General features: G+C 46.4%; 12 protein-coding genes. 3 read left to right on the top strand and 9 right to left on the bottom strand.

Annotated features, from left to right (window positions below; all coding sequences use genetic code 11):
- On the top strand, positions 1–498 hold a 498-nt coding region (locus tag ABUE20_RS06525), incomplete at its 5' end, for an EF-Tu C-terminal domain-related protein (RefSeq protein ID WP_408619056.1).
- A gap of 98 nt (positions 499–596) precedes the next feature.
- Here ABUE20_RS06525 and ABUE20_RS06520 read toward each other — a convergent pair.
- Positions 597–1,511 carry a VirK/YbjX family protein gene (locus ABUE20_RS06520; protein ID WP_408619055.1) on the bottom strand — a complete coding sequence of 305 codons (915 nt, stop codon included), beginning with the start codon at positions 1,509–1,511 and terminating at the stop codon, positions 597–599.
- Positions 1,512–1,759: 248 nt separating this feature from the next.
- Here ABUE20_RS06520 and gloA2 point away from each other — a divergent pair, with 248 nt between their 5' ends.
- Positions 1,760–2,161, top strand: a complete 402-nt coding sequence (gene gloA2 / locus ABUE20_RS06515) for an SMU1112c/YaeR family gloxylase I-like metalloprotein (protein ID WP_408619068.1) — start codon at positions 1,760–1,762, stop codon at positions 2,159–2,161.
- A 126-nt stretch (positions 2,162–2,287) separates the two neighbouring features.
- Here the strand turns inward: gloA2 and fusA are convergent, their stop codons facing one another.
- The 6 genes from fusA to ABUE20_RS06485 form a co-directional block, all read right to left on the bottom strand.
- Positions 2,288–4,381: an elongation factor G gene (gene fusA, locus ABUE20_RS06510; protein WP_408619054.1), complete on the bottom strand. Its 2,094-nt coding sequence runs from the start codon at positions 4,379–4,381 to the stop codon at positions 2,288–2,290.
- A 326-nt stretch (positions 4,382–4,707) separates the two neighbouring features.
- Entirely contained in the window at positions 4,708–5,805 is a 1,098-nt protein-coding gene (locus ABUE20_RS06505) for an ABC transporter permease (protein ID WP_408619053.1), read from the bottom strand.
- A complete protein-coding gene (locus ABUE20_RS06500; protein ID WP_408619052.1) occupies positions 5,805–6,944 on the bottom strand; it encodes an ABC transporter permease in 1,140 nt (379 codons plus the stop codon). The genes ABUE20_RS06505 and ABUE20_RS06500 overlap by 1 nt, the downstream gene beginning before the upstream one ends.
- Complete coding sequence (locus tag ABUE20_RS06495) at positions 6,941–8,662, bottom strand: ATP-binding cassette domain-containing protein (RefSeq protein WP_408619051.1); 1,722 nt, start codon at positions 8,660–8,662, stop codon at positions 6,941–6,943. Before ABUE20_RS06495 ends, ABUE20_RS06500 begins: the two co-directional genes overlap by 4 nt.
- The gene (gene hlyD, locus ABUE20_RS06490; protein ID WP_408619050.1) at positions 8,655–9,656 is read right to left on the bottom strand and encodes a secretion protein HlyD; all 1,002 of its coding nucleotides are present in this window, start codon (positions 9,654–9,656) and stop codon (positions 8,655–8,657) included. Before hlyD ends, ABUE20_RS06495 begins: the two co-directional genes overlap by 8 nt.
- Before the next feature lie 318 nt (positions 9,657–9,974).
- Positions 9,975–11,378, bottom strand: coding sequence for a PepSY-associated TM helix domain-containing protein (locus ABUE20_RS06485; RefSeq protein ID WP_408619049.1), 1,404 nt, complete (start codon positions 11,376–11,378; stop codon positions 9,975–9,977).
- A gap of 231 nt (positions 11,379–11,609) precedes the next feature.
- Here ABUE20_RS06485 and ABUE20_RS06480 point away from each other — a divergent pair, with 231 nt between their 5' ends.
- Positions 11,610–12,257 carry a TetR/AcrR family transcriptional regulator gene (locus tag ABUE20_RS06480; protein WP_408619048.1) on the top strand — a complete coding sequence of 216 codons (648 nt, stop codon included), beginning with the start codon at positions 11,610–11,612 and terminating at the stop codon, positions 12,255–12,257.
- A 77-nt stretch (positions 12,258–12,334) separates the two neighbouring features.
- On the opposite strand, the gene ABUE20_RS06475 is transcribed toward ABUE20_RS06480, so the two are convergent.
- Together ABUE20_RS06475 and ABUE20_RS06470 are read right to left on the bottom strand one after the other, a co-directional pair.
- On the bottom strand, positions 12,335–13,363 hold the full coding sequence (locus tag ABUE20_RS06475) for a methionine synthase (protein ID WP_408619067.1): 1,029 nt from the start codon (positions 13,361–13,363) through the stop codon (positions 12,335–12,337).
- Between the two features lie 31 nt (positions 13,364–13,394).
- Entirely contained in the window at positions 13,395–14,369 is a 975-nt protein-coding gene (locus ABUE20_RS06470) for a DUF1852 domain-containing protein (RefSeq protein WP_408619047.1), read from the bottom strand.
- Positions 14,370–14,593 lie beyond the last annotated feature (224 nt).

Genomic DNA, 14,593 nt, shown 5'->3' with positions numbered 1-14,593 from the left:
GGTCGTGTAGAACGCGGTATTGTGAAAGTGGGTGAAGAAGTTGAAATCGTGGGTATTCACGACACCATCAAAACCACGTGTACAGGCGTAGAAATGTTCCGCAAACTGCTGGACGAAGGCCGTGCAGGTGAAAACATTGGTGCACTGCTGCGTGGTACAAAACGAGATGAAGTGGAACGTGGTCAAGTACTGGCAAAACCAGGGACAATTACTCCACATACTAAATTCGAAGCTGAAGTTTACGTACTGAGCAAAGAAGAAGGTGGACGTCATACCCCATTCTTCAAAGGTTACCGTCCGCAGTTCTACTTCCGTACAACAGACGTAACAGGTGCGGTACAGCTGCCAGAAGGCGTAGAAATGGTCATGCCAGGTGACAACGTGAAATTTGAAGTTGACCTGATTTGCCCAATCGCGATGGACGAAGGTCTGCGTTTTGCGATTCGTGAAGGCGGACGTACAGTAGGTGCAGGCGTGGTTTCAAAAATTCTTGAATAATCGAGAATAGAGAGACGATTACGCTAAAAAGGCTGCCTTAGGCAGCCTTTTTGTTGTCATCCTTAAACCACCACCCTAGGTTGTGATGGTTGTTTGATCTACGATGGTTGGCGATGATTTAAATCTTGATGGGGTCGTGGCATGACTCGCATCATGTCGAGCTGTACGATGAGCTGGTGATAAAAATCATGTAACCATTCATAGCGTTGTCGATAGGTTTTCCGACGTGAACGCTTGATCTCACTTAGATCTCGTTCCACGGTTATGACGGGTAGTTCATAGAGCCATTGGTCATGGATATGACCATTTAATTCCTCCCAGAGTTGATCGTAATTCAGATTAAATCGGGCTGCTTTTCCATGATAGCGTTTAGCATTGTATATATGAGTGTCATTCTTGACGGCATAAATATGTTCAATTGATAGCGCCTGAGCCAATTGTTGGATGACAGTGACCATAAATGCCTTCGGTCGGATACCAAAAAATGCCTTGGTAAACTCTGAACTAAAGCCATCATCGTGACGACTTCCCTGAATACAGCCGATATATAGGCTTTTATTCTGGTATGTGACGGCTGCTGTATAATATTTTTCACCTAGAGTATTTTTAATACAAAGTGCAAGTTCACCTTCTTTTCTGACTTTTCCTTCGTAACTTAAGCTGAGATAGAACGGTTGTTCATTCAGCGTAAATTCAAACAGTTTCACGTCGCCGGTATAGATTTGATGGCAAATTTCGGGTGAAAAAGTGGTTTCAAGCCAATTATAATGATTTTTGAGAAGATCAATTATTGCTTGTTTACTGAGACCTATGTGTAAATAAGGAACCATGCATTTCATCAGATAACGGGATTGCTTGCGCAGGAGTAAACTGCGTTCACCATATGCAAAATACTGAACCATCTGCTTAAAATATCGATGAAAAATAATAGCTTTGACGATGAATTTGGTAGAACGTTTTAAGCGATGTTTACTGCGGGGAGGACAAGCCTGCAGGGCTAGACTAACAATCATGAACAAATACCCACGGATATCAAAATACTAAAGTAGTGAATACTCTGCCAGCGGAAAATGCTGATTGATGTTGGACTCAGAAATATTCCGGGATGACAGGCCTTAAAATTCAGTGCTATGCTGATCGACTCTCAATGAGCCTGCTAGCTATCCCGGTGAGCAAATCCACATCCGAATTTGTGGACTGAATAGGTGAGAGATTATTATAGTTTTTTCATCTGAAAAATAAAGAAAGTATGGAGAATAGAATGCTACTGGGGATCCATCATGTTGCTTTGATTTGTTCAGACTATCAGCGATCTAAATATTTTTATACCCAGATACTAGGTTTAAAAATTATTGCTGAAAATTATCGTATCGAGCGTGATTCTTATAAATTGGATTTAGCATTACCTGATGGGTCTCAGATCGAGTTATTTTCATTTCCAAACCCGCCCACAAGAGTGAGTGGTCCAGAAGCTTGTGGGTTACGTCATTTAGCTTTTGGTGTCGAGTCATTAGAAGTGGTCATGACTCATCTGGAACGCTATCAGATCGCGGTTGAACCTATTCGTGTCGATGAATTTACCGGGCGACGATTTACATTTTTTAAAGATCCGGATGGATTACCTCTGGAGCTCTATGAATCAAAACGTGATCGTGCGGTATGAGCGCTATTGGTTAGATTTCGTGCTGATCATGAGGTAAAACGTTTTTGAAAAGCGACCAGAAGCGTGATTCGTGGATATAAAAAAACCGCAATAAAGCGGTTTTTTTATTCATTCGTAGAGGAGGACTTATTTAGCAGCCGCTTTACGAGCTTTGGTTTCTTCAATCACTTTTTCCGCAACTTGCGCAGGGCAAGGCAGGTAGTGAGAGAATTCCATAGAGAACTGACCACGACCAGAAGTGATGGTCCGTAAGTGACCGATGTAACCGAACATTTCAGAAAGTGGAACATCTGCTTTAATGCGAACACCGGTTGCACCTGGTTCCTGATCTTTAATCATGCCACGGCGACGGTTCAAGTCACCGATGACATCACCGACGTTGTCTTCTGGAGTGAACACATCCACTTTCATGATAGGTTCAATCAGCTGAGGACCTGCTTTAGGCATCGACTGACGGAACGCACCACGAGCTGCGATTTCGAACGCAACTGCAGATGAGTCCACCGCATGATAACCACCGTCGAACAGTTCAACTTCAACGTCCAGAACCGGGAAACCTGCAAGCGTACCTTGCTGCATCATGCCCGCGAAGCCTTTTTCAATGGCAGGGAAGAACTCTTTAGGAACGTTACCACCGACTACAGTTGACTTAAATTTGAAGCCTGAGCCCACTTCTCCAGGGCGGATACGGTAGTCAATTTTACCGAACTGACCTGAACCACCGGATTGTTTTTTGTGAGTGTAGCTATCTTCAACTTCTTTGGTGATGGTTTCACGGTAAGCTACTTGGGGTTGACCCACGATCAGCTCAACACCATAAGTCCGTTTCAGAATGTCGACTTTAATGTCAAGATGCAGTTCACCCATCCCTTTAAGAATGGTTTCACCGGAATCTTCATCTGTTTCAACCTGGAATGATGGATCTTCAGCCACCATTTTACCGATAGCAATCCCCATTTTTTCAACAGAGCCTTTATCTTTAGGGGCAACAGCAATCGAAATCACTGGTTCTGGGAAAATCATCGGTTCCAGAGTACATGGGTGTTTCGGATCACACAGGGTGTGACCAGTTTGAACGTTTTTCATACCCACAACGGCAATGATGTCACCGGCTTGAGCATCTGTCAGTTCGGTACGGTCATTCGCGTTCATTTCAACCATACGGCCGATACGTTCAGTTTTACCAGTCGCTGCGTTCAGGATGGTATCACCTTTTTTCATCACACCTGAATAGATGCGGATAAAGGTCAATGCGCCGAAACGGTCATCCATGATTTTGAATGCCAACGCACGCAGGGGTTCTTCAGCAGAAACAATTGCTTTTTCCCCTGTTGGTTCACCGGTTTCTTCGTCAGTCAAATCTTGTGGCTCAACTTCAGTTGGTGCAGGTAGATAATCAACAACCCCATCCAATACCAGCTGAACCCCTTTGTTTTTGAATGCACTACCGCAGTAAGTTGGGAAGAACTGCAACGTACGCGTTCCTTCACGGATACAACGTTTGATTTCAGACAATTCTGGTTCGATACCATCTTCCAGATAAGCCATCATCAGATCTTCATCGACTTCCAGAGCGGTTTCGATCAGCTCTTCACGGTAAGCCTGTGCGTCATCGACCATATCTGCTGGAATATCAACGATATCGTAGTTTTCTGGTTGTCCTGATTCGTCCCAGATGTAAGCTTTTTGAGTCAATACATCGACTACACCGACGAAATCTTCTTCACGGCCAATTGGCAGTGTCATCACCAATGGATTTGCTTTCAGAACGTTTTTGATCTGTTTAACAACGCGATAGAAGTCTGCACCCATACGGTCCAGTTTGTTCACGAAGATCACACGAGCAACTTCGGATTCGTTCGCATAACGCCAGTTTGTTTCGGATTGAGGTTCTACACCACCGCTACCGCAGAATACACCGATACCACCATCGAGGACTTTCAGTGAACGATATACTTCAACAGTGAAGTCAACGTGTCCGGGAGTATCAATGATGTTCAGGCGGTGATCTTTCCAGAAACAGGTGGTCGCAGCAGACTGAATAGTAATCCCACGTTCTGCTTCCTGTTCCATAAAGTCTGTAGTTGCCGCACCGTCATGTACTTCACCGGTTTTATGGATTTTCCCAGTCAGTTTCAGGATACGTTCAGTTGTGGTCGTTTTACCCGCATCAACATGGGCAAAAATACCAATGTTTCTGTATTTTGAAAGGTCTTTCATATCAATACTCAGTTGGAGACACAAATTTCGCGGTATTCTACCTGTTTTTTTGCTGTATTTCTCGCCGTTTTTTTCGTAAAAGCAATAAACTTGTAAATTTTTTATCTCTTCACAGGCAAGTCGGTCAATAACTTGCTCTTTTTCCGGCAAAACAGCTTGGTCTGGGTAGTATCCAGCGTGTTTATAAGGCTTGAACTTGTCTTAGCCTCTTTAACTATTATAACAAAATGATGTCATATTCGAGAATAATCCGTGATTTGATCCGGGAATGCGATAAAACCGCAAAAAAAGGATGAATCAAACCGTCTGTGGGTAGGCCGTTTAAATCACGCCACTTTACGCTTAAAGATGGTATAGGCGATCGCAGTGGCGACGATGGTAATCAGGACCAGCGCGATGAGGTGATCACCGATGACCGCTAATCCCCCTCCTTTTAAATAGACCTGTTCGGTAATCTCAGTGAAATGTAAAACAGGATTAATCCACACCAGACGTTGTAGCCAAATCGGCATGTTTTCGACCGGAGCGACATATCCTGAAAGCAGAATGGCGGGCATCATAAAGACAAATACGCCGATAAACGCTTGTTGCTGAGTATAGCAAAACGCTGAGATAAGCAGGCCGATGCCGATTAAGGACATCCCGTACAGGATCATAGCCCCATAAAACACCAGCAACGAGCCGGCAAATGGGATCCGGTAGAGAAATACGGCTGCAGCAAAAACGATGGAAGCCTGAATAAGGGCAACGATAATGGCCGGAATTGCTTTACCTAAAAAGATTTCAGCTGTGCTCAGAGGCGAAACCAGTAATTGTTCGAGCGTGCCTTGTTCCCGTTCCCGGGCGACTGATAGGGATGTGACAATCATGATCCCAATGGTGGTAATCAAGGCGATAAGCGAGGGGACAATAAACCATTTATAATTGAGGTTTGGATTGTACCAGTTGCGTAGTACTAATGAATCTGCGGCACTCGTGCCGGTAATGGACGCGCTGAATTGTTCGATGAGTTGTTGCAGATAGCTTGCCGCAATTTGTGAACTATTGGAGTTACGACCATCCAAAAGTAGCTGTACGGTTGTGGGACGACGCGCGGCAATATTGGCAGAGAACTGATCCGGAATACGAACCGCGACTAACACGTGTTGTTGGTTGAAAAGTTGCTGCAGTTGCTGCTCACTGTAAACCGGAATGACTTGTTTCACAGTATTGGCATGTGCAATTCGTTGGATGAGTAAGTTGGATGCTTGTCCGCTATCTTGGTTGAAAATGGCCACCTGAACATCGGTGACATCCAGTGTCGCGGCAAATGGAAAGACTAACACCTGTAAAATCACCGGTAAAATGAGAATATTGCGGGTTTGGCGTTCGCGTAATAACGACTGTAATTCTTTACGAATGAGCGTGAGTAATCGATAAAACATCAGCGTAGCTCCAGCCGAGTGGAGGTTTTGAAAAAAGTCAGTCCGAGGAAGATGATTGCGGCAGCCAGCAGGTACAGGCTATTCACCCAGATCACAATCTCAATATTACCGGCTAAAAAGAGGGTTTTAAGAATACTGACAAAATAGCGAGCCGGGACAATATAGCTGGCCAGCTGTACTAGATAAGGCATGCTATCAATTTCGAAGACAAATCCGGATAGCATCACCGCCGGTAAGAAAGCGGCATTGAGCGCGATCATTGCGGCATTAAATTGGTTTTTGGTTAAGGTTGAAATTAACAGGCCTATGCCCATGCTGCAGGTTAAAAACAGCAGGGTGGTCAGCAGCAGTACCAGTATCGATCCCCGAAGGGGGACATCCAGTAACCCTTTGGCCACAACCACACAGATCCCCATCCCGAGCAGCCCCATCAAATAGTAGGGGAGTAGTTTCGACAACAGTAATTCGCAACGCGTCAGCCGAGTTGAGAGCAGTGCTTCCATGGTGCCGTTTTCCCATTCTCGGGCAATCACCAATGAGGTCAGAATGGTGCCGATAACCGTCATAATAATGCTAATGGCTCCGGGAATAATAAAATGTCGGCTAATCGCCGCCGGGTTAAACCAGACGCGTTGCTCGGTATCAATGAGTTGTTGGATCGATTGCCCGCGAGCTGTGGCTTGTTGCGTGAGCCAGATTTGCCAGGCGCCTTCGATATACTGCTGAGCAAAGCGGGCCGTATTGGGCTCACTGCCGTCGGTGATAAGTTGAATGGGAGGCGTTTGGCCTTTCTGGACTTGAGCATCGAAATCATTTTGCAGGATGACAATCGCGCGTAAACGTCCTTGCTGCATTTGTTCAATAAACGGTTGGCGATGATCCGACTGCTGAACGTCCAGATAAGGCGTATTTTTCAACGTTTGTAAAAAGTTCTGAGCCGCCGGATCCTGCCGATTTAGCACCACGCCGATATGGATCCGCCCGGAATCCAGATTAATGCCGTAACCAAAGATAAAGAGTAACAACAGCGGGATCACTATGGCAATCAGTGCATTACTCGGATCCCTTAAAATCTGGAGTGTTTCTTTTTTGCACATGGCAAGCAAGCGTCTCGGTGAAACGAGTGCGGCATGACTCATGATGACTCCTGTTGCATTTCGATTAAACGGATAAATGCTTCTTCCATACTTAAGTTCATCGCATCTTGGGATACTTTGGCTTTTAAGGCATCGGGGTGATCCAGCGCGATGAGTTGCCCGCGATAAACCAGTCCGATGCGATCGCAGTATTCTGCTTCATCCATAAAATGGGTGGTGACCATTACCGTCACGCCTTTTTCGACCATCCCATTAATATGCAGCCAGAATTCACGACGCGTCAGGGGATCGACTCCGGAAGTGGGTTCATCTAAAAAGAGAATGTCAGGCTGATGCATCAGCGCACAGGCCAGTGCCAACCGTTGTTTATATCCCAACGGTAGTGCGTCCGGATTTTGCTGCAAAATATCGTGAAACTGAAAAGTGTCGATCATTTCGGCGATACGCTGCTGCTGTAATTTGCCTTTTAATCCATATGCACCCGAGAAAAATTGCAGGTTCTGAGCGACGGTTAGATTTCCGTAGAGCGAGAATTTCTGAGCCATATAGCCGAGTCGGGCTCGAACTTTTCCGGGGCTTTTTTTCAGGCTGAGCCCTAAGACGTTAGCTTGCCCGGAAGAGACGGGGAGTAGACCGCACATCATCCGGAAAGTTGTTGATTTGCCGGCGCCGTTAGGGCCCAGCAGCCCAAATATTTCACCACGTTTGACCGAAAAGTTAACGTGATCGGTCGCAACGAAATCACCAAAACGGCGGGTTAAATCAATCGCTTCAATTGCCGGGGCCTCATCGTTAGGAATTTGCGGCAAAATGTCCGCCAGAGCCGAGTGTCGCTGGTTTTGCCCGCCGAGTTGATCGATAAAGGCATCTTCAAAGCGGGGCTGGGCCAGTTGCAGCTCTGAGTCCGGAAGTTTGAGCTGTTCAAGAAGCTGGGATTGTTGACCGGTTTGCGTGAGAATGATCCGGATCTGGTGGCCTTGCAGAACTGCATCTCGCACACATGAGCATTGGAGCACCTGATGGAGTCTCTGTCGGGGATGAGGACCACCGCTGAGCAGCAGACTTCGGCCTTCAATGGTCTGGGTTAATCCTGACGGCGCCCCCTGATAAATTTTGATCCCTTCATTCATTAGGATCACTTGCTGACATTGTTCGGCCTCATCCAGATAGGAGGTACTCCAGATGATCAGCATACCGTCATTGGCCAGCTCATGAACCATTTTCCAAAGTTCGCGGCGGGAGATTGGATCGACTCCAACGCCGGGTTCATCGAGCAGTAACACTTGAGGTTGACCCACCAAGGTACAGGCCAGTCCCAGTTTTTGCTTCATGCCACCGGAAAGATTTCCGGCCAGTCGCCGAGTAAAACGTTGTAGATCGGTAAATTGCAGTAATTTGTCTCGAATAGCAGGCCACTGGCTAGGTTCAACACCTCGCAGATCCGCGTATAAATCCAGATTTTCTTGAACCGATAGATCGGTATAGAGGCCAAATTTTTGTGGCATATACCCTAAGCGTTCATGAAGCTCATTACGTTGGGCTCGAGGATCATAACCGACCACATTTAACGAACCGGATGAAGGATTGAGTAGTCCGGCTATCATTCGCAGTAATGTGGTTTTACCGGCACCATCCGGTCCGATGAGGCCGGTGACATACCCCGCATTGATGTTTAGACTGAGGGGGGCAATAGCCGGATGATCCATGCCCTCAAAGGAACGACTCAGCTCTTCAAGCGTGATGTGATCCGAGTTACTCATGAGCGTTCTGATGGTCACTTAAATGGACAGTAACGGGCATACCTTGTCGTAAAAGAGCGTCTCCATCATCTACAATAATTCGGATCCGATAGACTAGCGAGGTTCGAAGTTCCTCCGTTTGTACGGTTTTAGGGGTAAATTCTGCCGTTGCCGAAATAAATCCGACATGACCATGATAGGTATGGTTGGGGTGGCTATCGGTTGTAAATGAGATGATTTGACCGGGTTGTACCTGACCTAAATGGGATTCATCTACATAAGCTTTGATCCAAAGTGGATGATCCAGTGCTAAGGTAAAGACGGTTGTTCCACTATTTAGCATCGCCCCGACTTCATGGGCTCGGACCAATATGGTGCCATCCCCCGGCGCTGTCAACTGAGTGTCTTGTAGATTGAGCTGTGCTTGTGCGGTTCCGGCTTGGGCTTCTTGATATTGGGCTTGGGCTTGTTCAATCTGCTGTGGACGATTCCCGCGTTGATATTGGCTGAGTTGTTGCTCTGCGGCAAGCAAATCGGCTTGAGCCTGATCTCTGCGATCTCTAGCTGAGTCCAGCTCATCTTGGGAAATTGCTTGCTGTTTCCGCAGCGTAGTATAACGCTGGAAGGAGCGCTGAGCATATTGGTAGGCTGATTGTAACTGTTTCACCTGCTCTTTCGATTGGGCAATTTCCTCCTGGCGATATCCGGCTTGTAACAGATCCAGATTGGCTAATGCCGCGTGTTCTTGAGCATTCGCCTGATCCAATGCGATCTGATAAGGCTGCGGATCTAACTGAGCTAAAAGCTGACCCGTTTGAATATGATCACCTTCATCAACGTGCAACGATTGTAATCGTCCGCCGACCCGAAAGCTGAGGTCAACAGTCCGAATATCAATATTTCCATATAAGGTGAGCGGTGCTTCAGGACGATGGCTTTGGTAAAAGTCATAGCCTTCCCAGGCCGCGGCTAGAATGATGATAGAAATGATCCCGGTAATAATTCCTCGGCGCATTGGCGTAAGCCTCTCATATAAATATCTTTTAATGATGTGGCGCACGCGATGCGCGGGCCACATGGCATTCTTCAGTACAATTCCTACATGGGCCTTGTTGAATCAGACCCGTTTTATCGGTATATGCTACGACATTCCCAAACGATAGCCCCCGGCCGAAGGGTACCAATGGTTTGGAACGTCGTATTCACGCGATCTCGCTTGCATTCGAGCGTTGTTTCTATCGGGATTATTGAACGACTCAACAGCCGCGATATCTATCAACAAGTATTATCGAAACGCCATGGATTGCCATGTGCACAGCCGCAATGCTCACCTTTAAAGTGATACCACTCGGCTCTGACGCATCTGCTTGGCACGCCACCAGCGAACCGTGTCGATCACAATAAAAAACAGCAAACTGATCCCCATGACCGGCATCCCCATTCCCAAAAGTATAGCGACGATGATGGTTATGCCTCGGTAAAATAGGGGCATGGCCAGCCAGGTTTGTAGCAGCGTCCGGGCCGGAGCTCCAGCCGGAGGTCGGCGCTTCCACCACATTCGATAACCCCAAATAATCATCATGCATAACGTCAGGCCAAACGCTCCCAGTACTAATTGATTGGGCAGACCGAACAACACCCCCATGTGGGCATCAATTCCCCAGCGGATCAATTTGGCGATCAGTGGGAAGTTGGCAAAATCCGCCCGGCTAGTGACCACCATGCGCCGAGCATCAACAGCAACACTGTCGACTTGAGTCGGCCATGAGCGATCTATTTCTCGAACCAGCCATGCCTTATTCGGGGTTTGGGTTGGGACAATTTCCAACTTCGCCGCGTCGATCCCGGCATTTCGCGCCACTTGTAAAACGCCATCAAACTGTGAATCCAACTGTTGCTCAGATGCATACTGCTGTTGTGCCGGAACATGAGCCAGCTTACTGTTATGGATTGCTGCCGGTGATTCAACATTCGGTATATCTCGTGAAACCGAAGGCGTTACCCAGCCAATCGATTGGCGCCATTTAGCGATATTATTCCCGGCCCATTTAGACCAGGTTAAACCTGTCGCGGAGATAAAAAAGAGCCCCAAAATAATCACCAACCCAGCTTGAGTATGACGGCGACGGTTCCGAATATAATCATTTCGGCGGTTGCTTCGCTGATAACGCCGCCGCGAGCTCCACCACAACACGAAGCCCCCCGCAGCCGCGATCCAGAGCCATGACGCAGCTAGTTCACTGTAATAGCGTCCCCAACTTCCCAGTAACAGATTTTGATGTAGATAATCGATCTTGATCCGTAAAGGTAAAATCCCACTGGTTCCATAGCTGGCGAGTTTGCCGCGCACTTCCAGTGTCACAGGATCGACAAATACGGTTTGAGACTCATAGCCATATAGGCTGGGATCTCGAAACATCACCCGAGTGGTATATCCCTCTCCAATGGAAGGGCGGACCGCCTTGAGCTGTAAAGGGTGGGGCAAACTATCTCGTGCCGCCTGAATTTGTTCTGCCAGAGAGTGAAATACACCCCGATTGGGGGTGGTCAGCTCATGCTGATACAGATGTTGTTCTATTTTGGGGGTCAGCGCATACAATGTACCGCTCACCGCGGCCATAAAAATAAATGGGCCAACGAACAACCCCACATAAAAATGAAGCCGGGTTATAAAAGCCAGCAATCCCGTCATCGTGCTGTTTGTCTGTGGAGGTGGCGGAGATTGTATTTTCATCATTATTCTCTTCATCTGCTCTCAGGTTGTATGACCCTGAACGGTAAGTTTAATCATCGTTGCTATGACCATTTTGAGTCATGCGGCATTATCTAAGATATTGCCATTTGGATCATCTATATCTATGAGCGTGATGAGCAAGGATTTAGAATTGTTGATACTATATAAAATTCAAATTTTAATTTAAAGTAGTAATGATTAAAAAATCAGTTGTTAGTTATTAAAGGAGTGATGATGAGCCAGAAAGCTGCTCTGCGTAAACGCCGTGGTGATGGCGATAAAACCCGAGAACGAATCATCGAAGCCGCTGGCGAATTGTTTGCTCAGCATGGTTATCATGGAACGACCAGCAAAGCCATTTGCCATCGGAGTCATGTGAATCAGGCAGCGGTCAATTATCATTTTGGAAGTCGGAAAGGGTTGTATGAAGCTATTTTGAGTGAGGTTCATGAATCATTGATCAAAATGGATGATATGGAATCGCTGCTACATAATACTCAGCTTAATGCTGAACAGAAATTGCAGGCTTTTATTCGGCAGTTGATCCCAGCCATTATGGATGCCAAGAGTTGGCAGCTGCGGATTTGGGCCCGTGAAATCGCAGCACCTTCGGAGTGTTTTCCAGAACTAATGGCCGGGAATATCTTGCCGAAATTTGATTACTTACGGCAGCTCATTAGTCAGGTAACCGGATTGGATGTGGATTCACCTAAATTATTGCCTGCTATTTATGGATTTATTTCTCCCTGCCTGATGTTGTTGATTTCTAATCGCGAACCGCAAATGCCGATGTCCGGTATCTTTAGCTATTCACCTGCGCATTTAAGCCAATATTTGCAGCAGTTTCTATTAGCAGGATTAAAAGGATTAAGTGCAGATTGATCCCGAAAACAGGGGATTTATCGAGCGTGGTATATGACTGCGAGCAGATGAATGCTCCATCTCCTCGCAGGTCATGATTAAGCCGGGAACTCTTTTCGCAAGATCGCGACTCCGGCACTGAGCGCATGGAGTTTGGCTCTGGCGACGTCGCGGGATAACGGTGCCATGCCACAGTTGGTACACGGGTAGAGCTTATCTGCATCTACATATTGAAGCGCTTTACGCAAGGTTTGAGCGACTTCTTCGGGTGTTTCAATGGTCTCGGTGGCGACGTCAATGGCGCCCACCATGACTTTCTTACCCCGAATGAGTTCGAGTAACTCAATCGGCACATGTGAGTTGTGACATTCGAGTGAGATGATATCAATATTGGATTGTTGCAGTTTCGGAAACGCTTCTTCGTATTGACGCCACTCTGAACCTAACGTTTTCTTCCAGTCGGTATTGGCTTTGATACCGTATCCATAACAGATATGAATGGCCGTTTCGCATTCCAGCCCTTCGATGGCTTTTTCCAGTGCGGCGATCCCCCAATCATTGACCTCATCGAAGAATACGTTAAAAGCCGGTTCATCGAACTGAATAATATCAACGCCAGCAGCGGCTAATTCTTTGGCTTCTTGATTGAGAATTTTAGCGAATTCCCAAGCGAGCTTTTCGCGGCTTTGGTAGTAACCATCATAGAGGGTATCTACCATTGTCATCGGGCCGGGCAGAGCCCATTTGATCGGCTGTTTGGTTTGTGAGCGCAAAAATTTTGCATCATCGACAAACACCGGCTTTTGCCGGGAAACCGGGCCGATAACACTCGGAACACTGGCTTCATAACGATCACGAATTTTAACGGTTTGACGGTTTTCAAAGTCGACCCCGTTCAGATGTTCAATAAAGGTGGTCACAAAGTGCTGACGGGTTTGTTCACCATCGCTGACAATATCAATATCTGCATTTTGTTGCTCTTGCAGGGCAACCCGCAGTGCATCGTGTTTACCATCAATCAGCTCTTGGTCAGATAATTTCCAGGGTGACCAAAGCATTTCCGGTTGCGCCAGCCAGGTCGGTTTCGGCAGGCTGCCCGCCGTTGAAGTTGGGAATAATTTGTTCATCATATAATCCGTTGTATTTGCTGGTAAATATTTACGCGTTTTGGGCAGACCACTGCTCAAGAACCGATTGATAAGGTTGAATGAAGTGCGCCTGGGCAAACTTACCTTGCTCAACCGCCAAGCGGCTGCGCTCTTCTCGGTCATACACAATATCGGTGACGGAATGTTCGGCGTTCTGCAAATTCGGTTGATAGCGTTCACCGGCGATGTGGTGGGCGTTATAAATTTCAGGACGATAGATTTTCTGGAACGTTTCCATGGTGCTGATGGTACTGATCAGCTCAAGATTGGTGTAATCGTTGAGTAAATCCCCAAAGAAATAGAATGCAAAGGGAGCCACGCTGTTTTTAGGCATAAAATAGCGCACTTGCAAGCCCATTTTTTTGAAATACTGCTCTGTTAAGGATGATTCATTGGGTTGATATTCAGCACCCAGAATCGGGTGATGATTCGTGGTGCGCTGATAAATTTTGCTATCGGATACACTCAGGCAAATGACGGGAGATTTGGCAAAGTTTTCCTGATATGCCTTTGAATTCACAAAAGACTGAAAGATATGGCCGTGCAGTTGGCCAAAGTTATCCGGAATACTAAATTGAGGTTGGTTTTTATTATGCTCAGGCAGCAGTACGCTGAAATCATAGTCACGCACATAAGAAGAGAAGTTGTTCCCAACCATGCCCTCAAGGCGTTGATTGCGATGATGATCCACAATACTCGTTTTTAACACTTCAATCGATGGGAAGGTTTCACCCGTTTTACCCAAATCGATGTCGACAGAGACAATCTCAAGCTCAACCGAGTAGCGATCCGCATTGGCATTATCCCAAGTTGCTAACTGATTAAACCGATCATTGATCATTTTTAACGCGTTGCATAAGTTCGTCTGACGATGTTCCCCTCGCGCTAAATTGGCGAAGTTGGTGGTGATTCGAGTGTTGTTCGATGGGTGATAGTTTTCATCAAGATGAATACTTTTAATTTTAAATGTAACGTTGTTATTCATGGTGATTGGATATCCATTATGTTGAGATAACAGCTGATAGCCCATGCTATGTCACCCGGTCATGTATCAATGAGTGAGCTGTGTTTGAACTCTAATTGGGTCTATGGTTATTTGATGAGTGTTTTTATAACTAAAATGACACATAAATAACAATATTTTCACGTAATATAATCCTGTTCATGAAAAATATTCATCATGAGGGTGGGCATATAGGTTGGAAAAAA

Source organism: Celerinatantimonas marina (assembly GCF_046054165.1).
GTDB lineage: Bacteria > Pseudomonadota > Gammaproteobacteria > Enterobacterales > Celerinatantimonadaceae > Celerinatantimonas.
This window is presented reverse-complemented; position numbering and strand designations above follow the sequence as displayed.